This window comes from Streptomyces sp. NPDC019531 (assembly GCF_044903305.1).
Lineage (GTDB): Bacteria > Actinomycetota > Actinomycetes > Streptomycetales > Streptomycetaceae > Streptomyces.
The window spans coordinates 237,289-261,490 of record NZ_JBJDQL010000003.1; the positions used below are offsets into that span (position 1 = coordinate 237,289).

Annotated in this window: 22 protein-coding genes, 1 tRNA gene and 1 pseudogene; 14 read left to right on the top strand and 10 right to left on the bottom strand. The window is 67.0% G+C overall.

The features are described from left to right. The first annotated feature begins 5 nt into the window (after positions 1 to 5). Positions 6 to 1,709, top strand: coding sequence for a hypothetical protein (locus ACI2L1_RS05390; RefSeq protein ID WP_404737973.1), 1,704 nt, complete (start codon positions 6 to 8; stop codon positions 1,707 to 1,709). Positions 1,710 to 2,629: 920 nt separating this feature from the next. On the opposite strand, the gene ACI2L1_RS05395 is transcribed toward ACI2L1_RS05390, so the two are convergent. After that, complete coding sequence (locus tag ACI2L1_RS05395; RefSeq protein ID WP_404737974.1) at positions 2,630 to 2,941, bottom strand: LPXTG cell wall anchor domain-containing protein; 312 nt, start codon at positions 2,939 to 2,941, stop codon at positions 2,630 to 2,632. 126 nt (positions 2,942 to 3,067) lie between these two features. On the opposite strand from ACI2L1_RS05395, the gene ACI2L1_RS05400 reads away from it, so the two are divergent. After that, positions 3,068 to 3,511 (top strand): AbfB domain-containing protein, encoded by a 444-nt coding sequence (locus ACI2L1_RS05400; RefSeq protein WP_404737975.1) that lies wholly within the window; start codon positions 3,068 to 3,070, stop codon positions 3,509 to 3,511. 528 nt (positions 3,512 to 4,039) lie between these two features. On the opposite strand, the gene ACI2L1_RS05405 is transcribed toward ACI2L1_RS05400, so the two are convergent. Next, positions 4,040 to 4,126 (bottom strand) — tRNA-Leu (locus ACI2L1_RS05405). Between the two features lie 468 nt (positions 4,127 to 4,594). Between ACI2L1_RS05405 and ACI2L1_RS05410 the strand changes: the two genes are divergently transcribed. The 8 genes from ACI2L1_RS05410 to ACI2L1_RS05445 all read left to right on the top strand — a co-directional run bounded on the left by ACI2L1_RS05410 (position 4,595) and on the right by ACI2L1_RS05445 (position 14,461). Beyond that, complete coding sequence (locus ACI2L1_RS05410) at positions 4,595 to 5,497, top strand: FhaA domain-containing protein (RefSeq protein ID WP_404737976.1); 903 nt, start codon at positions 4,595 to 4,597, stop codon at positions 5,495 to 5,497. A 10-nt stretch (positions 5,498 to 5,507) separates the two neighbouring features. Next, positions 5,508 to 6,020, top strand: a complete 513-nt coding sequence (locus tag ACI2L1_RS05415) for an FHA domain-containing protein (protein ID WP_356021544.1) — start codon at positions 5,508 to 5,510, stop codon at positions 6,018 to 6,020. 98 nt (positions 6,021 to 6,118) lie between these two features. Further along, complete coding sequence (locus ACI2L1_RS05420) at positions 6,119 to 7,684, top strand: Stp1/IreP family PP2C-type Ser/Thr phosphatase (RefSeq protein ID WP_404738125.1); 1,566 nt, start codon at positions 6,119 to 6,121, stop codon at positions 7,682 to 7,684. Between the two features lie 27 nt (positions 7,685 to 7,711). Continuing rightward, a complete protein-coding gene (locus ACI2L1_RS05425; protein ID WP_404737977.1) occupies positions 7,712 to 9,166 on the top strand; it encodes an FtsW/RodA/SpoVE family cell cycle protein in 1,455 nt (484 codons plus the stop codon). After that, positions 9,163 to 10,635, top strand: coding sequence for a peptidoglycan D,D-transpeptidase FtsI family protein (locus tag ACI2L1_RS05430; RefSeq protein WP_404737978.1), 1,473 nt, complete (start codon positions 9,163 to 9,165; stop codon positions 10,633 to 10,635). The genes ACI2L1_RS05425 and ACI2L1_RS05430 overlap by 4 nt, the downstream gene beginning before the upstream one ends. A gap of 169 nt (positions 10,636 to 10,804) precedes the next feature. Then, positions 10,805 to 12,820 (top strand): Stk1 family PASTA domain-containing Ser/Thr kinase, encoded by a 2,016-nt coding sequence (gene pknB, locus ACI2L1_RS05435; protein ID WP_404737979.1) that lies wholly within the window; start codon positions 10,805 to 10,807, stop codon positions 12,818 to 12,820. Between the two features lie 431 nt (positions 12,821 to 13,251). Continuing rightward, the gene (locus ACI2L1_RS05440; protein ID WP_404737980.1) at positions 13,252 to 13,539 is read left to right on the top strand and encodes a transposase; all 288 of its coding nucleotides are present in this window, start codon (positions 13,252 to 13,254) and stop codon (positions 13,537 to 13,539) included. Positions 13,540 to 13,612: 73 nt separating this feature from the next. Next, positions 13,613 to 14,461: an IS3 family transposase gene (locus tag ACI2L1_RS05445; RefSeq protein ID WP_404737981.1), complete on the top strand. Its 849-nt coding sequence runs from the start codon at positions 13,613 to 13,615 to the stop codon at positions 14,459 to 14,461. 500 nt (positions 14,462 to 14,961) lie between these two features. Here ACI2L1_RS05445 and ACI2L1_RS05450 read toward each other — a convergent pair. Continuing rightward, positions 14,962 to 15,194: pseudogene (locus ACI2L1_RS05450) on the bottom strand (hypothetical protein); the annotation flags it as partial. Positions 15,195 to 15,426: 232 nt separating this feature from the next. On the opposite strand from ACI2L1_RS05450, the gene ACI2L1_RS05455 reads away from it, so the two are divergent. Next, the gene (locus tag ACI2L1_RS05455) at positions 15,427 to 15,942 is read left to right on the top strand and encodes a hypothetical protein (RefSeq protein WP_404737982.1); all 516 of its coding nucleotides are present in this window, start codon (positions 15,427 to 15,429) and stop codon (positions 15,940 to 15,942) included. 370 nt (positions 15,943 to 16,312) lie between these two features. On the opposite strand, the gene ACI2L1_RS05460 is transcribed toward ACI2L1_RS05455, so the two are convergent. Beyond that, a complete protein-coding gene (locus ACI2L1_RS05460) occupies positions 16,313 to 17,251 on the bottom strand; it encodes an IS701 family transposase (RefSeq protein ID WP_404737983.1) in 939 nt (312 codons plus the stop codon). Between the two features lie 35 nt (positions 17,252 to 17,286). Here ACI2L1_RS05460 and ACI2L1_RS05465 point away from each other — a divergent pair, with 35 nt between their 5' ends. Continuing rightward, a complete protein-coding gene (locus tag ACI2L1_RS05465) occupies positions 17,287 to 17,847 on the top strand; it encodes a hypothetical protein (protein ID WP_404737984.1) in 561 nt (186 codons plus the stop codon). A 540-nt stretch (positions 17,848 to 18,387) separates the two neighbouring features. Continuing rightward, positions 18,388 to 19,548 carry a restriction endonuclease gene (locus ACI2L1_RS05470; RefSeq protein WP_404737985.1) on the top strand — a complete coding sequence of 387 codons (1,161 nt, stop codon included), beginning with the start codon at positions 18,388 to 18,390 and terminating at the stop codon, positions 19,546 to 19,548. 65 nt (positions 19,549 to 19,613) lie between these two features. On the opposite strand, the gene ACI2L1_RS05475 is transcribed toward ACI2L1_RS05470, so the two are convergent. The 6 genes from ACI2L1_RS05475 to ACI2L1_RS05500 are packed head-to-tail and all read right to left on the bottom strand — an operon-like array spanning position 19,614 to position 23,744. Further along, on the bottom strand, positions 19,614 to 20,348 hold the full coding sequence (locus tag ACI2L1_RS05475) for a class E sortase (RefSeq protein ID WP_404737986.1): 735 nt from the start codon (positions 20,346 to 20,348) through the stop codon (positions 19,614 to 19,616). Between the two features lie 13 nt (positions 20,349 to 20,361). Then, positions 20,362 to 21,390 carry a class E sortase gene (locus ACI2L1_RS05480; protein WP_404737987.1) on the bottom strand — a complete coding sequence of 343 codons (1,029 nt, stop codon included), beginning with the start codon at positions 21,388 to 21,390 and terminating at the stop codon, positions 20,362 to 20,364. Then, a complete protein-coding gene (locus ACI2L1_RS05485; RefSeq protein ID WP_404737988.1) occupies positions 21,387 to 22,025 on the bottom strand; it encodes an aminodeoxychorismate/anthranilate synthase component II in 639 nt (212 codons plus the stop codon). Before ACI2L1_RS05485 ends, ACI2L1_RS05480 begins: the two co-directional genes overlap by 4 nt. Beyond that, the gene (locus ACI2L1_RS05490) at positions 22,022 to 22,231 is read right to left on the bottom strand and encodes a hypothetical protein (protein ID WP_404737989.1); all 210 of its coding nucleotides are present in this window, start codon (positions 22,229 to 22,231) and stop codon (positions 22,022 to 22,024) included. Before ACI2L1_RS05490 ends, ACI2L1_RS05485 begins: the two co-directional genes overlap by 4 nt. Positions 22,232 to 22,235: 4 nt before the next feature. After that, positions 22,236 to 22,937 (bottom strand): class E sortase, encoded by a 702-nt coding sequence (locus tag ACI2L1_RS05495; RefSeq protein ID WP_404737990.1) that lies wholly within the window; start codon positions 22,935 to 22,937, stop codon positions 22,236 to 22,238. Between the two features lie 27 nt (positions 22,938 to 22,964). After that, positions 22,965 to 23,744, bottom strand: coding sequence for a DUF881 domain-containing protein (locus tag ACI2L1_RS05500; RefSeq protein WP_404737991.1), 780 nt, complete (start codon positions 23,742 to 23,744; stop codon positions 22,965 to 22,967). A 142-nt stretch (positions 23,745 to 23,886) separates the two neighbouring features. Between ACI2L1_RS05500 and crgA the strand changes: the two genes are divergently transcribed. After that, positions 23,887 to 24,141, top strand: coding sequence for a cell division protein CrgA (gene crgA / locus ACI2L1_RS05505; protein WP_020119474.1), 255 nt, complete (start codon positions 23,887 to 23,889; stop codon positions 24,139 to 24,141). Positions 24,142 to 24,202 lie beyond the last annotated feature (61 nt).

Below are 24,202 nucleotides of genomic sequence, written 5' to 3' on the forward strand. Positions count from 1 at the left end.
GAACCGTGTTGCGAACCGTGATCGCGGCCCTGATGGTGGTCCTCGGTGTCGTCGTCACGACACCGGCTCACGCCGCGGGCAACACCCTCACGGTCAATGTCGGAACGACGGTCCGCCCCGTCACCCACGTGGCCTCCGGCGGACTCTACGGCGTCGACAGCGGCAGCAGCACTCCGTCGCTGAGCCAGCTGTACCCCCTGCACGTCAACAGCTTCACCCAGCCCCCGCCGGGCACCCAGCAGTTGGGCAACGGGGCGACCTCACCCTGCTGTGACGCGCTGTCGGTCGCCGGCAAGGTCACGGCCGCGGGCGGTCAGCAGTACGTCCGTCTGCCCGACATCTTCAGCCAGTGCTGTTACAACTGGGTGAGCTGGGCGGACTGGGAGTCGAAGGTCTCGACGATGGTGCAGGCACGGATGAACGCGACCGGCAGCACCAACATCGCGGGCTACGAGATCTGGAACGAACCGGACCTGAACTGGACGAACAGTACAGGTGGTAACGCAGGCACCTTCAACGCCATGTGGACGCGTACCTACGGCGACATCCGGGCCATCGACACGAGCACACCGATCGTGGGGCCGGGCGCGGGCCGCTACAACCACGCCTGGATGTTGGACTTCATGACCAACGCCAAGAACACCAACACGCTTCCGGCGGTCGCGGTGTGGCATGAGCTGCTGACCTCGGGCCCGACGGACATCCCGGTGGACGTGGCCGACTTCCGCGCCATCGAGACCTCGCTGGGCCTGCCGCACCGGCCCATCTCCATCAACGAGTACGGCGCCAAGGACTACATCGACGCACCGAGCCTGGGCGTGCGCTACATGGCCGCCTTCGAACGGGCCGGTGTGCACGACGCCGAGCGCCCGTACTGGTACGAGGCGGGCACGGTGAACGGCCTGCTCTACAACGACCAGCCGACAGCGTCCTACTGGGCGTACAAGTGGTACGGAGACCAGTCCGGCAACATCGTCGAGACGGTCCCGCAGTCCACTCTCGACGGTGTCGCCTCCTACGACGCCAGCCGCAAGCAGGTCAACGTGGTCTTCGGCGGCGACAGTGGCAACAACACGGTGAAGGTGAACGGCCTCGGAGCCCTCGGCTCGCAGGTCACCGTGGCGCTCTCGCGCACCGAGAACACCGGGCGCCGGACGAACGAAACCGCCCCGGTCGCCGTTTCCACGGGCACGTACACCGTAGCGTCCGACGGCAGCATCTCGGTGCCGGTGAACGGCATGGACGCCCTCGACGGGTACCAGCTGCTCATCACGCCGACGACGGGTACGCCGACGTGGCAGCAGACGTACGAGGCGGAGAACGCGACGGTCGTCAACGCGAACAGGCTCAGCGCCGGCAGCGCCTCGAACGGCGGCTACGTCGGTCAGATCGACAACAAGACCGACATGCGTGACGACAGCTTCGTGGACTTCCTCGTCAACGTGCCGACCGCACGGTCGTACACGATGACCGTCAAGTACGCGAACGCCACCGGGGCCAACTCCACGCAGGGTCTCGCCTACAACGGCGGTTCCTGGTCGACGGTCACCTACCCGCCGACCAGCTCCGGATGGGGTCATCCGACGGGCACCGTCACCGTCACCGTCAACCTGCACGCGGGTTACAACATGATCCGTCTCGCGAAGGGATCGCCGGGCTTCTCCGGAGGCGTGGGCTACGCCGAACTGGACAACATCACGCTCGCCTAGTTCTCGCGCTCCTTGGGGTGTTCCCGCTGCGGGAACACCCCAGGGAGACCCATGGAGGGCGAAGGAAACAGCCGTGTCGGGCCGTACGCCAGGTCATCCACCCTGGTTTTCTCCGGACGGTGCGCCGAGTGACGGCCGTCAGGCAGGAGTGCTGACGTGGTGGTTCCGGCGACGGTCCGACGTGGTATCGCCCGCATGCACGACGTCGCGGCTCCCGGCCGGAGCCGGGAGCCGCGACGTCTGGGTCAGTTGCTGTTGTCGGTCAGGTCATACGGCGATCAGTTCTTGCCCTTGCTGACGACCCACTTGCCGACCACCCAGTTGCCGACCGTCTCGTAGCCGGAGCGGAAGGAGCCGAGCCCGTTCAGCGTCAGGCCGGCCTCGGCGGTGGACTTGACGGGGGTGTAGCTGCTCGCGTCGGTGTCCGGGCCGCCCGTGGTGTTCTTGGCGTAGTAGGGGAAGGGGTAGACCGGGCGGGTGGCGGTGGTGTTGCCGCTGCTGTCGACCGACTTGGTTCATCAGGCGCAGCCTCGCGGGGATGCCGCTCGCGGCCCGCTTGGTGCTCAGGCCCGTGGTGGTGCCGTACGCCAGTGCTCTGCCACGTCCCTGGAGTCTCTTGCCGTGGCGCCCTGTGCGCCGGTTCTTGCTGTGCAAGGGAGGTCTCTCTTCCCCGTAGTCGCCCGAAGTGGGTGCGTGGCCGTCGTTGCTCGTTCCCGCGCGGTTCGCGTACGCGGGCACGGGGCGGCCCCGAGCCTCGTGGCGCTCGGGGCCGCCCGGAGCGGGCCGGTGACGGAGGATTGCCGCCAGCCGGAACCGGGTCCTGGCCGTCGGGGAATTTGTCAGTAGCCCCCGCCCAGGGCTGAACAATCGAGCGGAGGACCAGGTCAACGGGGCGGGACCCCGGGGGCGGGAGGAGTCGTTCAGCCGCTGTCGCGCGCGTTCCTGCGGCGCAGGGCGACGAGGCCTCCCGCGATGGCCAGCACGCCGGTGGCGGCGACGGCCGCGACTGGGCCCGTACCCGTGGCCGCCAGGTCGTCACCTCTGCCGCCCTGTGCCTCGGTGCCGGTGGACGGACCGGTGGCGGGCGTTCCTCCCGTGCCCGCGGCGGCGCTCGGAGACGAGGCCGGCGTCCCAGCGGGGACGATCGCCTTCGGCCGGGTGAAGGCCAGGGTGCCGAAGCCGAGTTGAGTACAGGTCGAAGCCCGGATAGCCGCGCATGATCTCGGCGGCACTCACACGGGCCGGCCCGGCAGACCGCCGCTGTGGCCCCGCCGTCGCCCGCCGCCTCCGTAGCACCGGCACCGAAGGTGTCCGCCTCACCGACGCACGCGGTGTCCGCCTCCCCGACCCCCACGGCTGTGGCGCGGCTTTCAGGCCGGCATGCCCTGCGGTCGGTCGACGACCCCGGCGACCACGTGAGCCAGTCCGGCCGCCTGGGCATCCTTGATCCGGTCGGCGCCACCACTTCCGCGGCCCCCCGGCGGGCCGCCACGTTCACGTTCGTGCCCGGCATCGCCGACTCCCGCTGCTACTCGCTCAGGGACGCCGCCGGCCGGTACGTGCGGCACTTCGCCTTCCGGATACGCCTGGACGTCAACGACGGATCCGCCATCTTCCAGAAGGACGCCACGTTCTGCGCCCGCCCCGGCTCCGCCGACGGGTCGGTCTCTCTCGAGTCGTACAACTACCCCGGCCGCTACCTCCGCCACCGGGACAACCTCCAACTCTGGCTCGACCCCGCCGAGAACACCGCCGCCTACCGAGCCAGCCGTTCCTTCGTCGTCATCGCACAGTGGGCCTGAGCACGAGGCACCTCGGGAACGACTGACGGGTCGGCGGCGCCCCGTCCACGCGCGGTGCGGTGAACGCCACAAGTACGCCGTGTCGTCCGCCTATCCGATCCCTTGCTGCCCTACAAGGCGCGTGAACTGCTCTCCGGCGGATCGCAGCCCGCCGAGGCGGGCAAAGCCCAGTGTCCTGCTCACCTTCCAGCTGGCCCACGTCAACCGCCGCAAGATCAGGAAGCGGCTGGACACTCTTGCCCTCAACGGCGAGCCCCCACGTCGACGCACGCACCATCGTCGCCAGAAGAACAAACCACGACCTGGACCCCTACCGGCCACGTGGCACAGGCCGCGTAGACCCACCGCTCCAAGGACCATCCAGCACTACGCAGAAGAGGGCCCCAGCCCGTGAGGTATCTCACGGGCTGGGGCCCTCAGAAGTGTCCGAACGCGGACCGTGTGGCATCTCACAGCCACCCGCGCAACGAGAAACGGGCCCCGCCTTGACTTTCGCCACTGGCAGAGACCCGTTTCGTCGGTATCTCGTGGTGCGCGAGGGGGGAGTTGAACCCCCACGCCCTTGCGGGCACTGGAACCTGAATCCAGCGCGTCTGCCTATTCCGCCACCCGCGCATTGGGTGTGTCCTCGGGCCCCTCGCCTCGCGGTGCGGCGCCCTCCGACACGCAGAACATTAGCACGCAGCAGGGGGTGGGTTCACATCCCATATCCCGGGGCAGCCGCCCACCAGCGGGTTCGGACACGGTCCACCGAACCCGGGTCCCGTCGGCTGCGTATCAACCTGTGCTGGTTCACGTATCAACCTCGTACCGGTAGCACCTGTCTCCCCAGGAGCCGGTCAGGGTGCACAGTCAGGTGCGGGACACTTGTCTGCGGCCGCCTCTACGATCCTTGACAGAGGAGTTCGACAGCGGAGTTCGAAGGGGAGCTCCACAGGGAACTTCGGAGGCGTCGACACCCGTCGACCGTGCCGACAGGGGGAACCAGCCGATTCACCCGGGCGTGGATACGATCAGTAAGCAGTACCAGGTAAGCAGCAGCCAGCGCAGTACCCAGGACGGCAAGGACGGAGGAGGTGCCTCATGGGAGTCCTGAAGAAGTTCGAGCAGCGTCTCGAAGGTCTGGTCAACGGCACCTTCGCCAAGGTGTTCAAGTCCGAGGTCCAGCCCGTGGAGATCGCCGGAGCGCTCCAGCGCGAGTGCGACAACAACGCGACCATCTGGAACCGCGACCGCACGGTCGTACCCAATGACTTCATCGTGGAGCTGAGCACTCCGGACTTCGAGCGGCTCAGCCCCTACTCGGGCCAGCTCGGCGACGAGCTCGCCGGCATGGTGCGCGACTACGCCAAGCAGCAGCGCTACACCTTCATGGGCCCGATCAAGGTCAACCTGGAGAAGGCGGACGACCTCGACACCGGTCTGTACCGGGTACGCAGCCGTACGCTCGCAGGCTCCACCGACCAGCAGGCCCCCGGAACCGCGGCCCCGGCCGGCCGCCCCGGCGCACCGGCACCGGGCGCGGGTCCCGGCGGTTACGGCTACCCGCCGTCGGCCGCTCCGGCTAGCGCCCCGCCCATGCCGTCCGCCCCGCCGCCGCCCGGCGGCCGTGGCGGCCCCGGCGGCGGCTACGGCTACCCGCAGCCCGCCCAGGCCCAGCGCCCCGGCGCCGGCGGCCCGGTCGGCGCGCCCGCGCCTGGCTCCCGCACCCGCCACTGGATCGAGATCAACGGCACCCGCCATCAGATCTCCCGCGCAACGCTGGTGCTGGGCCGCAGCACCGAAGCTGACGTGCGGATCGACGACCCCGGCGTCTCGCGCCGGCACTGTGAGATCCGGACCGGAACGCCCTCGACGATCCAGGATCTCGGGTCCACCAACGGCATCGTGGTGGACGGGCAGCACACCACCCGCGCTACGCTCCGCGACGGCTCGCGGATCGTCGTGGGCAGTACCACCATCATTTACCGGCAAGCCGAAGGGTGAAGCGGGGGCAATGTCAGAGCTGACCCTGACGGTCATGCGGCTGGGTTTCCTGGCCGTACTGTGGCTGTTCGTGATCGTGGCCGTACAGGTCATCCGCAGCGACCTGTTCGGTACGCGCGTCACCCAGCGCGGCTCGCGCCGGGAGGCAGGCCGGGCCCAGCAGGCCCAGCGCCAGGCGCCCCCGCAGCAGCGCCAGCAGCCGGCCGCCGGTGGCCGACAGCGCCGTAACGCGCCGACCAAGCTGGTCGTGTCCGAGGGCACCCTCACCGGCACCACCGTCGCGCTGCAGGGCCAGACCATCAGTCTGGGCCGGGCGCACGACAGCACCATCGTGCTGGACGACGACTACGCCTCCAGCCGCCATGCCAGGATCTACCCGGACCGCGACGGCCAGTGGATCGTCGAGGACCTGGGCTCGACCAACGGCACGTACCTCGACCGAACGCGGCTGACGACTCCCACACCGATTCCGCTGGGCGCGCCGATCCGTATCGGCAAGACCGTCATCGAGCTGCGGAAGTAGTGCTACATCATGAATAGGCGCGAGCGGAGCGAGCACGCAGCGTGGGCCCCCACCGCGGGCCCCGGCGCGCTCCCGACCGGAGGGTGGGCACCGTGCGGATGTACCCGGAGCCGACGGGCGAGGTGCGCATGAGTCTGTCACTGCGCTTCGCCGCCGGATCGCACAAAGGCATGATCCGGGAGGGCAACGAGGACTCCGGGTACGCCGGACCACGCCTGCTCGCCATCGCCGACGGCATGGGCGGCGCGGCCGCCGGTGAGGTCGCCTCCTCCGAGGCCATCTCCACCATCGTCGCCCTCGACGACGACGTCCCCGGCTCCGACGTCCTCACCTCCCTCGGCACCGCCGTCCAGCGCGCCAACGACCAGCTGCGCGCCCTGGTCGAGGAGGACCCCCAGCTCGAAGGCATGGGGACCACCCTGACCGCCCTGCTGTGGACGGGTCAGCGCCTCGGTCTGGTGCACGTCGGCGACTCACGCGCCTACCTGCTCCGGGACGGCGTACTGACCCAGATCACCCAAGACCACACCTGGGTGCAGCGCCTGGTCGACGAGGGCCGCATCACCGAGGAAGAGGCCACCACCCACCCCCAGCGCTCCCTGCTGATGCGGGCGTTGGGCAGCGGCGAGCATGTCGAACCCGACCTCTCCATCCGCGAGGTCCGCGCCGGCGACCGCTACCTGATCTGCTCCGACGGCCTGTCCGGCGTGGTCTCCCACCAGACCCTGGAAGACACCCTCGCCAGCTACCAGGGCCCCCAGGAGACCGTGCAGGAGCTGATCCAGCTCGCGCTGCGCGGCGGCGGCCCCGACAACATCACGGTCATCGTGGCCGACGTCCTCGACCTGGACACCGGGGACACCCTGGCCGGGCAGCTCTCCGACACCCCGGTCGTGGTCGGCGCGGTCGCCGAGAACCAGCACCAGCTGCACGACAACGGCATCATGCAGACCCCCGCGGGCCGTGCCTCCGGGCTCGGCCGGCAGGTGCCCGGGCAGGGCGGCGGCGAGTTCGGCCCGCCCGGCTCCGGCGACACCACCGGGTACATCCCCGCGGGCAGCTTCGGCGACTACACGGACGACGACTTCGTCAAGCCCCGCAAGGGCCGCAGGTGGCTGAAGAGATCCTTCTACACGGTCCTCGCGCTGGCCGTCATCGGCGGTGGCCTGTACGGCGGCTGGCGCTGGACGCAGACGCAGTACTACGTCGGCACCAACGGCGAGCACGTGGCGCTGTACCGGGGCATCAGCCAGGATCTGGCGTGGGTCTCGCTCTCGAAGGTGGAGAAGGACCACCCCGAGATCGAACTCAAGTACCTGCCGCAGTACCAGCAGAAGTCGGTCGAGGGCACCATCGCCGAGGGCGACCTGAAGACGGCCCAGAAGAAGATCGACGAACTGGGCGTCCAGGCCTCCGCGTGCAAGAAGGAATCCCAGGCGCAGGCCACGGAGAGCGAGAAGAACTCCAAGACGGGCGAGGGCGAGGCCGGCGGCACCACGGGAACCACTCAGTCCTCCCTCACGTCCAAAGCCACACCGACACCGACCGGCACGACCGCGCCGTCCCCGAACGCTTCCGCATCCCCGACCGCGCCCACGCCCACCCCCGGCCCCACCCTCTCGGACGAGGAGAAGCAGGTCGTCGGGAACTGCGGTACGCAGTAGGCAAGCCGTGAGAGGCCCTGTCACACGATGAGCAGCAGTACTACGAACACCTCGACGCACCACACGTCCACGATCGGCGCGATCGGCGCACCGAGCCGCCGCAACACCGAGCTGGCACTGCTGGTGTTCGCGGTCCTCATCCCGGTCTTCGCCTACGCCAACGTGGGGCTGGCCATCGACGACCAGGTCCCGTCCGGGCTGCTGAGCTACGGCCTGGGCCTCGGCCTGCTGGCCGGCGTCGCCCATCTCGTCGTACGCAAGTTCGCGCCGTACGCGGATCCGCTGATGCTGCCGCTCGCGACCCTGCTCAACGGCCTCGGGCTCGTCGCGATCTGGCGCCTCGACCAGTCCAAGCTGCTCCAGCAGATCCATGTCGCCGGCGGCAAGGCCACCAACCAGCTGATCTACACGGCGATGGGCATCGCCCTCTTCGCCGTCGTCCTGATCTTCCTCAAGGACCACCGCGTCCTCCAGCGCTACACCTACATCTCCATGGTCGGCGCGCTGGTCCTGCTGCTCCTCCCGCTGGTCCCGGGCCTCGGCGCCAACATCACCTACGGTGCCAAGATCTGGATCCAGGTCGGCAGCTTCACCATCCAGCCCGGTGAGTTCGCCAAGATCGTGCTCGCCGTCTTCTTCGCCGGATACCTGATGGTCAAGCGCGACGCGCTCGCCCTCGCCAGCCGCCGCTTCATGGGCCTGTACCTGCCGCGCGGCCGCGACCTCGGACCGATCATCGTGGTCTGGATGATCTCGATCCTCATCCTGGTGTTCGAGACCGACCTCGGTACGTCGCTGCTGTTCTTCGGAATGTTCATCATCATGCTGTACGTCGCCACCGAGCGGACCAGCTGGATCGTCTTCGGTCTGCTGATGTCCGCGGCCGGCGCCGTCGGTGTGGCCAGCTTCGAACCGCACGTCCAGACCCGTGTCCAGGCCTGGCTCGACCCGATGCGCGAGTACACGCTGAGCCGCAACGGCAGCAGCGACGGCATCGTCCACTCCGAACAGGCCATGCAGGCCCTGTGGGCCTTCGGCTCCGGCGGCACCCTCGGCACCGGCTGGGGACAGGGCCACTCCGAGCTGATCCGCTTCGCCGCCAACTCCGACTTCATCCTCGCCACCTTCGGCGAGGAACTGGGCCTGGCCGGCCTCATGGCGATCCTGCTGCTCTACGGCCTGATCGTGGAACGCGGCGTGCGCACCGCCCTCGCCGCCCGCGACCCGTTCGGCAAGCTGCTCGCGATCGGCCTGTCCGGCGCCTTCGCGCTCCAGGTCTTCGTGGTGGCCGGCGGTGTGATGGGCCTGATCCCGCTGACCGGTATGACGATGCCCTTCCTGGCCTACGGCGGTTCCTCCGTCATCGCCAACTGGGCCCTGATCGGCGTCCTGATCAGAATCAGCGACACCGCGCGCCGTCCGGCGCCCGCCCCCGCCCCCAGCCCCGACGCCGAGATGACCCAGGTGGTCCGCCCGTCATGAACAAGCCCCTGCGCCGGATCGCGATCTTCTGCGGCCTCCTGGTCCTCGCCCTGCTCATCCGCGACAACTGGCTCCAGTACGTCAAGGCCGACAGTCTCAAGGAGGACCCCGACAACCGTCGCGTCCTCATCGCCCGGTACGCCACGCCCCGCGGCGACATCATCGTCGACGGCAAGGCCATCACCGGGCACGCGGAGACCACGTCGGGCGACTTCAAGTACAAGCGCACCTACAAGGACGGCGCGATGTGGGCGCCGGTCACCGGCTTCGTCTCGCAGTCCTACGGCGCCAACCAGCTGGAGTCCATCGAGGACGGCATCCTCACCGGCAACGACGACCGGCTCTTCTTCCGCAACACCCTCGACATGCTCACCGGCAAGGCGAAGGAGGGCGGCAATGTCGTCACCACCCTCAACGCCGCCGCGCAGAAGGCCGCCTACGACGGTCTGAAGAAGCAGGGCGGCAAGGGCGCGGTCGCCGCCATCGAGCCGTCCACCGGGAAGATCCTGGCGCTGTCCTCCTACCCGTCGTACGACCCCTCGACGATCGCCGGCGGCAGCGACTCCGACGCGGAGGCCTGGAAGAAGCTCGACAAGAAGAACAACCCCGACGACCCGATGCTCAACCGGGCGCTGCGCGAGGTCTACCCGCCCGGCTCCACCTTCAAGGTCGTCACCGCGGCCGCCGCGCTGGAGAACGGCCTGTACACCTCGGCCGACGAGAAGACGGACACACCGCTGCCGTGGACCATGCCCGGCACCACGACCCAGCTGAAGAACGAGGGCAACATCCCCTGCAAGAACGCCACTCTGCGGGTCGCGCTCCAGTACTCCTGCAACACCGTCTACGGCAAGATCGGCTCCGACCTCGGCAACGAGAAGATGCTCGCCGAGGCCAAGAAGTTCGGTTTCACCGACGAGCAGTTCACGCCGGTCCGCTCCAGCGCGCCGGTCTTCTCCGACGACATGAACCAGTCGCAGACCGCACTGTCCTCCATCGGCCAGTACAACACCGCCGCGACCCCGCTCCAGATGGCCATGGTCGCCTCGGCGGTCGCCAACAACGGCACCCTGATGAAGCCGTACATGGTCGACTCCCTCCAGGCCCCGAACCTCGACACCCTGGAGAAGACCGAGCCGGAGAAGATGAGCGAGCCGCTGTCGGCGGAGAACGCGCAGATCCTCCAGTCGATGATGGAGACGGTCGTCAAGGACGGCACCGGCAAGAACGCGCAGATCAGCGGCGCCACCGTGGGCGGCAAGACCGGTACCGCCCAGCAGGGCGAGAACAACAGCAAGAACCCGTACGCCTGGTTCATCTCGTACGCCAAGGTCGGCGACAGCGCGCCGGTGGCGGTGGCGGTGGTCATCCAGGACGACGACGCGGTCCGCGAGAACATCTCCGGTGGCGGTCTCGCGGCGCCGATCGCGAAGAGCGTGATGGAGGCGGTCATCGACTCCAAGAAGTGACCCCGCTCACGTCCCCTTCACATCGGTGCACGTTGCGATACCGGTCCTGTATCGGGTGACGCACTTGGCCAGGTCACACAAAGCTAGCCGGGTACGGTAGGCCCGGAGTGCAGCCTCCGACGGCACACACGTGCCGGTCGGGACCGACGGAGAGGGCTGGTAGGAAGCTATGGAAGAGCCGCGTCGCCTCGGCGGCCGGTACGAGCTGGGCCAGGTGCTCGGCCGTGGTGGCATGGCGGAGGTCTACCTCGCCATGGACACGCGCCTCGGCCGCACAGTGGCGGTGAAGACGCTGCGCGCGGACCTCGCGCGCGACCCGTCCTTCCAGGCCCGGTTCCGCCGGGAGGCCCAGTCGGCCGCCTCGCTCAACCATCCCGCGATCGTGGCTGTCTACGACACGGGCGAGGACTACATCGACGGGGTCTCGATCCCGTACATCGTCATGGAGTACGTCGACGGCTCCACGCTCCGCGAACTCCTGCACTCCGGCCGCAAGCTGCTGCCGGAGCGCTCCCTGGAGATGACCATCGGCATCCTCCAGGCCCTGGAGTACTCGCACCGGGCCGGCATCGTCCACCGCGACATCAAGCCGGCCAACGTCATGCTCACGCGCAACGGCCAGGTCAAGGTCATGGACTTCGGCATCGCCCGCGCCATGGGCGACTCCGGCATGACGATGACGCAGACCTCCGCGGTCATCGGTACCGCCCAGTACCTCTCGCCCGAGCAGGCCAAGGGCGAGCAGGTCGACGCGAGGTCCGACCTCTACTCGACGGGCTGTCTCCTCTACGAGCTGCTGACGGTACGTCCGCCCTTCGTGGGCGACTCCCCGGTGGCCGTCGCGTACCAGCACGTACGCGAGGAGGCGCAGCCTCCGTCGGTCTTCGACCCCGAGATCACGCCCGAGATGGACGCCATCGTCCTCAGGGCCCTGGTCAAGGACCCGAACTACCGCTACCAGTCGGCCGACGAGATGCGCGTCGACATCGAGGCCTGTCTCGACGGCCAGCCGGTCGCGGCCACCGCGGCGATGGGCTCGGTGGGCTACGGCGGCTACCCGGACGACCAGCCGACCACGGCCCTGCGCGCCGACGCGGGCGCCACCACCATGCTGCCGCCGATGAACCCGGACGACAGCGGCTACGGCTACGACGACCGCCCCGACCGGCGCCGCCAGAAGAAGTCGAACACCTCGACGATCCTGCTGGTGGTGGCGGGCATTCTGGTGCTCGTCGGCGCGATCCTCATCGGTAAGTGGATCTTCAGCGGAGGAGGCACGGGCAACGACCAGGTGACCGTGCCGAACCTCATCAACCAGTCGCGGTCGGCAGCCGAGCAACAACTGACCAACGTCGATCTGAAGATCGGCCAGGTCACCCAGAAGGCCTGCGAGAACACGGCCAAGGGCAATATCTGCGACCAGGACCCCGACCCCCAAGCCTCAGTGGCCAAAAACTCCACCGTCAACCTGGTCGTGTCCACCGGAGCTCCGAAGGTCGCTGTCCCCAGTGTCCTCGGCCAGAACGTCGACGACGCCACGGAGACGCTGGAGGGCGACAAGTACCAGTTCGTCGTCAAGACCAAGCAGGAGGTGTCCACCGAGGCGGCGGGCACCGTCCTGAAGCAGGACCCGGAGCTCGGCGAAGAGGTGGAGAAGGGTTCCACCGTCACCCTCACCATCGCCAAGGCCGAGGAGAAGTCCACGGTCCCGGACGTCACCGGCCGGTCCTGTGACGACGCCAAGGCACAGATGACGGCGAACAACCTCGTCGGCAACTGCACCGAGGTGGAGACCGACGACACCAACCAGATCGGCAAGGTCATCTCAACCTCGCCGCAGGCCGGCACCCAGGCCGACAAGAACTCGTCGGTGAACATCCAGATCGGCAAGGCGAAGGACAAGACCGAGGTCCCGAACGTCGTCGGCCAGACGGTCGCCCAGGCCCGGCAGATCCTCAACAACGCCGGCTTCACGAACATCCAGTTCGCGAACGGCAGCGACCAGAGCGACACAGCGGTCGTGGCCCAGCAGAACCCGAACGCGGGCAACGAGGTCGACGATGCCGGCAGCACCCAGATCACCCTGGCCACGGTGAGCACCGGCAACGGCAACGACAACGACGGCAACAACGGCGGCGGCTTCTTCGGAGGCGTCGCCGGAACCGCGTACCGGACGGAGGACTAAATTCAGGCACTTGAGCTCGCAGCTCCGGACCATCTCGGTGACCAAACTGCGAGTTCCTGCCCGGTTTCGGTGGCCCGGTCTATGCTTCGGCTCTTCGCCCCCTGTAGGGCACTGCGTCGATTGCATGCCGAAGCTTGGGAATCGTTCACATTGTTGGGGTCTGTACGGTGAGCGATATAACTCCCCAGCTGGAAGCGACAGTTGATGATTGACGTGACGAGTGACATTGAGGCCGGTAAGGCCGCTATGAGTGCGACGAGCGCAGTGGATGACGGGCTGGTCGCCGACCTGGTGGTCCGGCCCCCATGTCGGTGGGGTGACGCTCACCGGGGGGGCGGATTGTTGCTGAAGTTCCCCCACTGAGCTGGACAGCCTGATACTGGGACGGATCGTCCCGGAGGAAGCAGTCCAGGTTGAGTGGCAAGAGCAACATGAGCAAGCGGTACACGCCCGAGTTCAAGCGGGACGCGGTGGAGCTGGTCCGCTCTTCCGGGCGGAATGTCACCGAGGTCGCCCGCGAGCTCGGCGTGAGTCCCGAGGGGCTACGCGGCTGGGTCAAGCAGGCGAAGACCGATCAGGGCGAGGGCCCGGCGGGCGCGCTGACCACGGCGGAGAAGCAAGAGCTCCAGCGGCTGCGCAGGGAGAACCGGGAACAGCAGCAGACGATCGAGATCTTGAAAAAAGCAGCGGCCTTCTTCGCGAAGGAATCGATGAAGTAGGCACGCTGTGCCGCTTCATCGATGCGGAGAAGGCCGCCGAGGCGCACCCCGGCGGCTACAGTGTCGCGCTGCTGTGCCGCGTGCTGGGCCTGCCCCGCTCCACCTATTACGCCTGGCTCGCCAGCCGGCCGGCAGCGGCCGAGAGGCAGCGTGCCGAGGACGAACTCACCGAGGAGATACGGGAGATCCACGGGAAGTCGCGCGGAGCGTACGGCGCGCCGCGCGTGCGCGCCGCGCGTGCACGCCGCGCTGCGGCGCGGCGGCCATGCGGTCAACCGGAAGAAGGTCCGAGCGGATTATGCGGGAGCGCGACATCCGGGGCGTGACCCGCCGCAGACGCCGGCACCTGACGAAGCAGGACACCAAGGCCGCCCCGGCCCCGGACCTGGTCGGGCGCGACTTCACCGCCGCCGAGACCGGCACGAAGCTCGTCGGGGACATCACGTATCTCCCGACGCTTGAGGGCTGGTGGTACCTGGCCACCGTCATCGACCTGGCGACACGCGAGGTGATCGGGTACGCGATGGCTGATCACCATCGGGCCGAACTGGTCACCGATGCCCTGCGGATGGCCGTCGGCCGGGGCGGCCTGGAGCCCGGCTGCATCATGCACACCGACCGTGGCAGCGAGTACACGAGTAGCGAATTCCGCTGCGAGCTAAGGAAGTTGAACCTGAGGCAGAGCATGGGACGAACCGGCATATGCTACGATAACGCCGCGGCCGAGAGCTTCTTCGGATTGCTGAAAGCGGAGATCGGCACCCCTGTCTGGGAGAGCCGCGAGGCTGCCCGCGCCGATGTCTTCCGCTTCATCGAGGTCGAGTACAACCGCACCAGGCTCCGCAAGCACCCCGAATTCGGGTACCTCACCCCACTCGAAACCCGAGCCAGGCTGCAGCAAGACTTCACCCCCGCAGCGTAAGTAATCGCTGTCCAAGATCAGGGGGGGGGGGAACTTCACTCCTCCGCCTCGCCCGCCAACGCATCAGCGTCCTGTTCGCCATGCTCCGAGACGGCACCTTCTACGAATCCCGCATGCCCGCGGACGTCGAGCTCGCCGCATGACCCCAGCAAGCCCGAACCATCCCAAACACGGACAAGGGTGCCTTGACGAAGGACATAGAGGCCCCGTTACCTTTTCTGTGGCCCCGCAATGGGGCGCCTGGCCCCCGGGTCCGGTATGGCTGTTTGCCCCCTGTCGTAGGTATGACCTGGGGGGTGTTGCCGCCGGGCTTCGGGGCACCGCTTGACCGCTGATGAGGGGCCTGACGACCGCCTGGTCCGGCGCAATGCCGGGCCGCTTCACGGGTGGGGATGTCTGCGTAACGTGGTTGCCGGCGTGTGGTGCCGCAGGGACGGCCGGGAGTTGAGGAGACGAGTGGCGAGGGGCGCGCGCACATGGTGGACACGACCGCGAGGCCGGGCACGAGAGTTGTGGATCACGTCGCGGACCCAGTCATCGCTGGTGCATGTCACCTCGGCGATCTTCGCCACGGCCACACCCTGTGCAACGGCAGCACCATTTGGGCCCGCCACTAGGGCACCAACGACCCCCTGCCACAGCAGATGATCCGTAGCAGCCGTCTGCCCTCGTCGTGGTCGATCTCCCGTATGCGTACTCGCGATCTGCCACTTGCACCGCCCGACGGCCGCACACACCCCAGGGCAGGATCCGGGCGGTACGTTGCAACAGGGGAAACGTTGCGTGATGCGGCAGTAGTCGAGCAGGCCCGCGACTATATCGGCGTCTGGAACCAGAACCCGAAATTCATCATTTGGACCGCGACCACCGGTGAGCCTCGCAAAGGTCCGACTCATCGCGACCAGCGTAAGGGAAGTCATCAATAACAACCCGAATTTGCGCGAACCGGATCATATGATCCTAGCATGCAAGGCTTCCACACCCTTGACAAGGAGCAATATTTTACGATTAGACGCAGAGACCTACAGCTTTCCAATACCCCAAAAGAAGAGGACACCATGAAATTCAAAGGAAATATAATACGTGGCGCAGCAGCAGTCTCATGCGCGTTCGGGCTAGCGATCGGAGTGACGGGATCGGCGATTGCCGCACCAGAGAATTATACCGTATATGACGGTTTTGGCAGGACGCTTGGTTACGGGCAATGGAACGATGATCCCTACGGTTCCATCCTGGGCGATTCCATCAGAGCATGCGACAGCTATTCGGATGGGATGTGGATGGTTGCCGTACTTGACATCGACCGGGACGGATACAGAGAGAGCAGTGACCGCATTGCCAGCACACGGGGACTTGTAGCTGGACAATGCTCCTCCTGGAAGAGCGGTGACTTGCCGGAGAATACAAGCTACACTCTTTGGGTTTCAAATGAGGAGAGCGGATGGACAGGCAACAACATCACGGTGACTGTTCATACGTAGAGCGCTTTGACAGGTCCTAGAATCTCTATCCCTTCCCGCCGCCAGTAAGCGATCGGAAAAAAGCGCAGCTCTTGGGTTTTCGAGCCTCAGGGCGATGAGGGTCCGTCACTAGTGACGGACCCTTTCCACTACTCGACGTAGCAATTTCGCCTTTTAGGCATGTTTACGACCCGACCATTGCAGCACTGCTTAGTACTCCAGCCGGACTTCTGTTTTTCTCCTGGTCAGCGGCCTGGCGGTGGGGAGTGTAGCGAGGGTTTGGCATGTGTGGGACGGTCTTGGACGGGCTGTCCCACCAACGTGTGCCCGCGCCGCATGTAATGGCAGCGTCGGGCACGTGCTTGGTGGCGACGCCGCCATCGCGACCAGTTCACCGCGTGGTCGCGGCGTGCAGGAGGGCGGCGGGGTTCAGTTGCCAGCAGACGACGGATTTCGGCTGGCGTGAGGTCCACGAGGTCGGGCGTGTCGGCCTCGGCACCCCCTTTTCGCGCTCCTGCACGGCCATCACCGCGAGGAACGTGTGGGCGAGCATGGCGAGTGTGATGTGCCGGTACCAGCCCACGTAGCGACGGACCTCGTACTGGTCCAGGCCGCACTCATTCTTCGCGCTCTGGAAGCACTCCTCGATCTTCCAGCGGCAGCCGGCAAGTCGGACCAGGTCGGCGACGGTGGCCTCCAGCGGGGCGTAAGCGAGGTAGTAGGCGATCTCGTCGGGCTTGCTGATGCTGCGGCGTGCCAGCATCCACCGCTGCCGGGTCGGCTCGTCGCCGTCGAACTCCCACACTGCGGGCAGACGGGCTGCGGCCCAGTCGTGGAACCGTTCGCCCTTGGCTCCCGGACCCGCCGACAGACGCTGCCATGCCTCGGGCGGGGCCTGGGCGAGGACGTGGTCGATACGCGGGCCGTGGACGGGCTGGGACTTGGGCACGGCGACGACGTAGGAGAGGCCGTGGCCCTCGAGGAATCGCCGGAAGTGCGAGTCCTGTCCGTAGGCGGAATCCGCGGTGACCCAGGCGATGGGGAGCGGGGAGGCCAGGGCCCGACGGATGATGTCTCGGGCGAGGTCGCCCTTGGTAGCGAAGGTGCGCTCGTCGGGGACGCGGGCCGCTTGGCAGCGTTCCCGGTCGGCTGTCCAGGACTTGGGCAGGTAGAGCTCGCGGTCGACCAGGGCGTGGCCGCGGCTGGTGGCGTAGGCGGCGAAGACACCGATCTGGCAGTTCTCGGTCCGTCCGGCGGTGCCGGAGTACTGGCGTTGCACTCCGGCGGAGGTGGTGCCCTTCTTCACGAAGCCGGTGTCGTCGAGGATCAACACACCGTCTGCCCGAGGCCGCCTGGGAGACCTCCGTGCACCAGGACGGCAGCCTCCAAGAGGGCTACTTCGTGGCGGAGCTGACCGGGCTGAACACCCGCGAGGGCTGGCCCGAGGGCATGCGGCTGATCGTGCGCCGGGTGCGTCCGACCCGGCGGCACCTGAAGAAACTCACCGCGTTCGAGAAGAAGACCGGCTGGCGCTACTGCATCACCGCCACCAACATCCGCCACCTGTGGGGCATCGCCGGCTCGGGCCATGCCCAGTTCCTGGACGTGCTGCACCGCTCCCACGCCGGCGTGGAAGACCGGGTACGCACCAACAAGGCCATGGGACTGGACAACTTGCCCTCCGCCGCGTGGGAAGTGAATCGCGGCTGGATGCTCGCCGCGAACCTCGCAGCCGACCTCGACGCGTGGGTGCGGCTGCTGGCCTGCACGACATCGAGGGCCTGGCCGACGCCGAGCCGGACACCATGCGCTTCCGCCTCTACCACCTGCCCGCCCGCCTCGCCGATCACGCCCGACGCCGCTGGCTGCGGATCGAGAAAACCTGGCCCTGGGCAGAAGCATTCACCACCTGCTGGCAGCGGCTGACCGCCCTGCCAGCCATCACCTGACCACAGCCAACAGCCCCTGCGGAACAAGGGAAGGAGTACGCCCGCACGACCTCCGGGTGCCGTGGAACCCCGGCGCAGCCGCCGCGACACGCGAAGGCCCCGCCCGCGATCACGCGGAACAAACAGGGCGAACCGACAGCCTGGTCATGCCCTCACGACCGCTGACGAATCGAGGTTAGTACATCGCTCCATCGACATACAGACACAGATAGAAGATTTAGTTGCTATCACCAGTACCTGCCCGGACTGGGTGGCGGTAGCCGATCATTGAGCCGCTGTAGATTCTGGGTGGCGGCTGATAGCCACGAAAACGAAGCCGCAAGAGGATGTTGCGACATGGGCTTCCACAATTCCATATGGCTGCTCCTCACTGAATCCCCAGCAATCAGATGACTTCTTCGAAGGAGGGAACGGCTAGCTCCACGAAGAACTCCGCACAGAGATAAGCCCCCGACGCCCATAAGAGAGCGACGGGGCTTTGTCATGTTGACCCGCGTCCGCATCGCGGGTGCACTCGGTGGCCGGCCGCTGGCGTGTTCGCATACCGATCGTGTCTTCCTATGTGACGACTCGTTGTCCCCGTTGGGGTGGGGTGACGAAGCTCTGCCCTGGCCATGGGGCCACGCCTCAACCGGAAGGGCAGAACATGATCAACGAATCGGCACTGCTGGAATCCAAGACCCTGCGCGACGGCGTGCTGGAACGGACGGACGTACTCGACAGGGTCAAAGCGCTGTCACTGCTGCCGGACGGGATGCATGTGACCACGGCGATGGTGGCGGCCTACTTCGAGGTGGGTCTCGAAGCTGTCAAATCGCTCGTCAAGGACCACCGGACAGAACTGGAGACCAATGGATACCGTCTGCTGACCGGTGAACAACTGAGGTCCTTCAAGAACCTCAGTGGGATTCAGTCGCGCACCGCATCCCTCGCTCTCTTCTCCCGCCGAGCCGTCCTCAACGTCGCCATGCTCCTCCGCGACAGCGAAGTCGCACGTCAGGTGCGTGTGTACCTCCTGGACATGGAGTACCTGGCCCGCACCCAGCCTGTGGATAACCCTGTCCACGCGGACACCGTCTCCCTCGACGACCGCATCGACCAACGCATCACCCACATCCTCGGCAAGACCGTCGTACCTATGTTCAACGCCCTGATCGAAACATCGGGCGAGCACCGCAAGGAACTGATCGCCCTGCGGGCAGGAGTCCAGCGCATCGAGCGACGTCTCCACCAGCACCGCACCCGCCTTCAACGACTCGAAGGCGTACGAGACGACCGGCCCGCCGTCGGAGTCATGGCCGCCATGGACGCCATGAACGGCCGCACGTTCGAACACCACATCGCCAAGCTGCTGCGCCGCGACGGATGCACCAACGTGACTGTGCAGGGCGGCCACGGAGACCGGGGTATCGACGTCAGCGGGCTCACGGCCGGTGGACGGCGCCTTGTCGTCCAGTGCAAGCGGTTTGCGCCGTACCTCAACATCACCAGCTCCGACATGCAGAAGTTCGTCGGGGCGGCCAAGGTTCTCCACAGGGCGGAGGTGGCGCTCTTCGTGGCCACTTGCCCGTTCACCTCGGAAGCCCTGAGCATCGCCGCCGAGACCGGGATCCACGTTGTGCACCGTGGACTCCTGGAAGAGTGGGGCTCCGGGGAACCACTGGAAGTCCTGCAGTAGACACGGCCTGACGCAAAGAGGCCCGAAGCCGCAAGAGATAGTTGCGGCTTCGGGCCTCCGCCATGCTAGGTCAGTTCCTTCGGCAGCGTCCGCTCGCTGTCCACCTTCTCGGTGCGCACCAGCTCGCCCCAGACGACATAGCGATAGCGGGACGTGTAGACCGGCGTGCACGTCGTCAGGGTGATGTAGTGGCCGGCCTTCTTCTTGCCGGAGTCCGTGGGGATCTGGCCGAGGACCTTGACGTTGTACTTCGAGGTCTCGGCGAGGACGGCGTAGACCTTGTAGACGTACCACTCGTTCTTGGTCTCGAAGACGATCGCGTCGCCCGTCTTGACCTTGTCGATGTTGTGGAACTTCGCGCCGTGGCCGTCACGGTGGGCGGCGAGGGAGAAGTTGCCCGTCTTGCCGCTGGTGGGCAGCGTGGCCTTGACGGGGTCGGTGTAGTAGCCGGCGACGCCGTCGTTGAGGATCTTCGCCGAGGTGCCCTTCTCGACCAGGACCACGCCGTTCTGCATCGCGGGGACGTGCAGGAAGCCGATGCCGTTCTTGGTGTCCAGCAGGCCGGGGCCGCCGGTGTTCCGCTCGGTCCAGCTGTCGCGCACCTTGTCGGCCTGTTTGTCCGCCGCGCGGTCGGCGACGACGTTCGTCCACCACAGCGAGTAGACGACGAACAGGCCCAGCACCAGGCCTGCCGTGATGAGGAGTTCACCGAAGACACTGACCGCCATGGCGATCCGGCCGGTGCCGCGGCGGCGCGCCGGTGACACGGTGTGCTGCTCTTGCTCGGTGGTCGCTGCCACTAGTCATCTGCCCTTACTGGACGAGCGCATCCGGCTTGCCCTTGCTGCGCGGCCGTTCCTCGACCATCTTGCCCCAGACGATCAACCGGTACTTGCTGGTGAACTCCGGCGTACAGGTGGTGAGGGTGATGTAGCGGCCGGCCGTGGTGAAGCCGGATCCCTTGGGAACGGGATCGATCACGCTCGTGTTGCTCGGAGAGGTCACCGGCAGTGTCGACGACATCTTGTAGACGTAGTACTCGTCCTGCGTCTCGACGACGATCGAGTCACCCGGGCTGAGCTTGTTGATGTAACGGAAGGGCTCACCGTGTGTGTTGCGGTGGCCGGCGAGAGCGAAGTTGCCCGTCTTGGCGTCGGGCATCGCCGTCTTCAGCGCGCCCTCGCTGTAGTGCCCGACCATGCCCTTGTCGAGCACCTTCTTGTTGCTGACGCCCTCGGCGATCGGCACGACCACATCCAGCTTGGGGATGTGCAGAAGGGCGAAGCCCTGCCCCGGCTCGAAGGTGCCCGGAGCACCCTTGCCGCTCGCCCAGTCGTCCTGGAGGCTGCTCGCCTCCTTGTCCGCCGCCGCGTGCGCCCGGACGTTGGTCCACCACAACTGGTAGCTGACGAACAGCAGCATCAGTACACCGGTGGTGATGAACACCTCGCCGATCGCCCGGCTCGCGAAGACGGCCGCGCCGGGCTTGCGCGCCTTGGCCTGCCGACGGGCCTCGACACGGGAGAGCGGCCTGCCGTCCGGTGACTCCTGCTCCGGCTGCGACTCGGAAGCGGCACCACCGCCGTGACGCCCGTGACGGCCCTTGGCGGCCTTTCTGCGGGCCGCGCGGCCGCCTTGCGGGGATCCAGTGGCGGATGTGGCGGAAGAGGCCGCAGAGGCGGATCTGAGGGGAGGGGGCGGATCGGGTATCCGCAACGCCACCGTCTCGTCGTCGGCGGGGGGTACATACGGTGCCTGTGCCCCGCCGGAGGGATCGCCGCCGTAGGACTCGTACGGCGCGTCGCCGTACAAGTCCTCGCGCTCGGGGCGCAGGGCCGTCACGCCGTGGCCCTGCCCACCACCGGGGCGAGCCCCGCCGACCTCGCCACCGCGCCCTGGTCCCCGCACTCCACCAGCCAGTTGGCCAGCATCAGGTGCCCGTGTTCCGTCAGCACCGACTCGGGGTGGAACTGCACGCCCTCGACCGCCAGTTCACGGTGCCGCAGCCCCATGATGATCCCGTCGTGCGTCCGCGCGGTGACCTCCAGCTCGGCCGGGACCGTCGCCGGCTCGGCGGCCAGGGAGTGGTACCGGGTTGCCGTGAAGGGCGTCGGAAGACCAGCGAAGACACCCTTGCCCGCGTGTTCCACGAGGGAGGTCTTGCCGTGCAGCAGCTCCGGGGCGCGGTCCACGACGCCGCCGTACGCCACCTGCATCGACTGCATGCCGAGACAGACGCCGAAGACGGGCACCCCGGTCGAGGCGCAGTGGCGGACCATGTCCACACACACGCCCGCCTCCTCCGGTGTCCCGGGGCCCGGCGACAGCAGTACGCCGTCGAAGCCGTCCCGGGCGTGCGTCGTCGACACCTCGTCGTTGCGCAGCACCTCGCACTCGGCACCCAGCTGGTACAGGTACTGGACCAGGTTGAAGACGAAGCTGTCGTAGTTGTCGACAACGAGAATGCGTGCGCTCACTGGTTGTCCACCGTCACATCGTTGAAGGGCAGCAGCGGTTCGGCCCACGGGAAGACGTACTGGAAGAGGACGTAGACCACAGCAAGCGCCAGCACCAGTGAGAGCAACGCCTTCACCCATACGTTCCCCGGCAGATGCCGCCAGATCCAGCCGTACATGCCGTCCCTTCCGTCGCACCACGGCACCAGACACACGCCGTACCGCACCAGACTAACGGCGCAGGGCCACAGGCTTGCCGTCCTCCACAGGCTGTGTGGAGTCCAGGTGTGCCCAGACGATCAGCCGATGACTGTGTCCCCACTCCGGATCGCACGTGGTCAGCGTGAGATAGCGGCCGGGCCGCGTATACCCCGACTTACGTGGCACAGGATCGATCACCTCAATGTCGGTGGGCACGGTTTTGTAAGGCCCTTTGTCGATCCGATACGTGAACCAGGACGTACCGTCCGTCAGCACCACCGCATCCCCGCGCCGCAGCTTCGGGAAGTCCTTGAACGGATCGCCGTACGTCCGCCGGTGCCCCGCGACCGAGAAGTTGCCCTCCTGCCCGAGCCGCGCGGTGTTCGCGTAGTGCCCCAGGCCCTTCTTCAGGGTGCCGACCTCGGTGCCTTCGAGCACGGGCTTGTTCCACGTGAAACCAAGCCGCGGGATGTACATGATCGCGAAGGGCTTCCCGCTCCGGTACGGCGCCGGCTGGGCCTCGGACGAGGACGGGGACGCGGACGCACCGGCCGTCACCTCGGGCTGCTGGATGCTCCCCTGCGACCACTGGTTCTGTAACTGGTCGATCTGGTCGTCCATGACGGTGTCGGCCTTCACACCGGTCCAGAACAGCACATAGGCGACGAACAACACGATCAGGGCGCCGACGGTGATGCACAGCTCGCTGACGGTCCTGACGACGACACGCACCGGCGGCTCCAGGGACTCACACCGTGCTCACTCCACGGGCTTGGCGTACTGCAGATCCACTGTGCCCGAGTAGCCCGGAAGAGTCACCGTGCCGTCGTCGACGACGTTCCAGCCGAGGCCGTAGACATTGACGTAGACCATGTAGTTCTGGATCGCCTTGGAGTCCGCGAGCGCCTGCTTCAGCTTCTCGGGGTCGCCCACCGCCTGGATCTTGTACGGCGGTGAGTAGACGCGGCCTTGGAGGATCAGGGTGTTGCCGACGCAGCGCACAGCGCTGGTGGAGATCAGCCGCTGGTCCATGACCTTGACGCCCTTGGCGCCGCCCTTCCACAGGGCGTTGACCACGGCCTGGAGATCCTGCTGGTGGATGACCAGGTAGTCGGGCTGCGGCTCGGGATAGCCGGGGAGCTTGGCGGTGGCGTTGGGCGGGGCGTCGTCGAGCGTGACCGTGACCGCGTCGCCCTTGATCTTCTGGGTGCCCGCCCGGTCCTCCAGGGCGGCGAGCTTGTCGTCCTCGGCCTTCGTGCTGCCGTCGTCGCGTTCGGCGAGCGACTCGACGTCCCGGCGCAGTGAACCGTTCGCCTCGTCGAGCCCGGCGTTGTTGTGGCTGCGCTCCTGGATGAGGTCCGAGAGCTTCAGCATGGACGCGTCCGTGCGGATGTCGGTGCCCTTGGCCGTATTGAAACTCGTGAAGAAGATGAGCCCCGCGAGAGCGAAGACACCCGCCGTGAGCACCCTGACCGGCCGGAAACCCCGCCCTCGGCCAGGGCTGGATCCGGACTGGGGGGAGTCGGCAGAATTGCTCAACGTACCCTTATCTCCTTCGGCGCCGCGGAAGCACTACGCTAACGGACGCCCGGGGGAGCACTAAGTGTCCCCTTGTACGCTGCCCCCGAGCCCGACCGAGTTCCCTGCGCGGCCACGCAGCGCATCGACAGGAGAGACCCTCGTGCCGAAGTCACGTATCCGCAAGAAGGCCGACTACACGCCGCCCCCGGCGAAGCAGGCGACCGCCATCAAGCTGAACAGCCGCGCCTGGGTGGCCCCCGTGATGCTGGCCATGTTCCTCATCGGGCTGGCCTGGATCGTCGTCTTCTATGTGACCGACGGCTCGCTGCCCATCGATGCTCTGGACAACTGGAACATCGTGGTCGGCTTCGGCTTCATCGCCGCCGGATTCGGCGTCTCCACCCAGTGGAAGTAGCTCTGCCCAGGGGTATCCGCTGAGTTATCCACAGCCCAGGTGCATTTCCACAACGGGCTGG

Coding starts and splice junctions, on each gene's coding strand:
- ACI2L1_RS05410 (WP_404737976.1), top strand. CDS start 4,595: ATGGGAGTCCTGAAGAAGTTCGAGCAGCGTCTCGAAGGTCTGGTCAAC.
- ACI2L1_RS05415 (WP_356021544.1), top strand. CDS start 5,508: ATGTCAGAGCTGACCCTGACGGTCATGCGGCTGGGTTTCCTGGCCGTA.
- ACI2L1_RS05420 (WP_404738125.1), top strand. CDS start 6,119: ATGTACCCGGAGCCGACGGGCGAGGTGCGCATGAGTCTGTCACTGCGC.
- ACI2L1_RS05425 (WP_404737977.1), top strand. CDS start 7,712: ATGAGCAGCAGTACTACGAACACCTCGACGCACCACACGTCCACGATC.
- ACI2L1_RS05430 (WP_404737978.1), top strand. CDS start 9,163: ATGAACAAGCCCCTGCGCCGGATCGCGATCTTCTGCGGCCTCCTGGTC.
- pknB (WP_404737979.1), top strand. CDS start 10,805: ATGGAAGAGCCGCGTCGCCTCGGCGGCCGGTACGAGCTGGGCCAGGTG.
- ACI2L1_RS05440 (WP_404737980.1), top strand. CDS start 13,252: ATGAGCAAGCGGTACACGCCCGAGTTCAAGCGGGACGCGGTGGAGCTG.
- ACI2L1_RS05455 (WP_404737982.1), top strand. CDS start 15,427: ATGCAAGGCTTCCACACCCTTGACAAGGAGCAATATTTTACGATTAGA.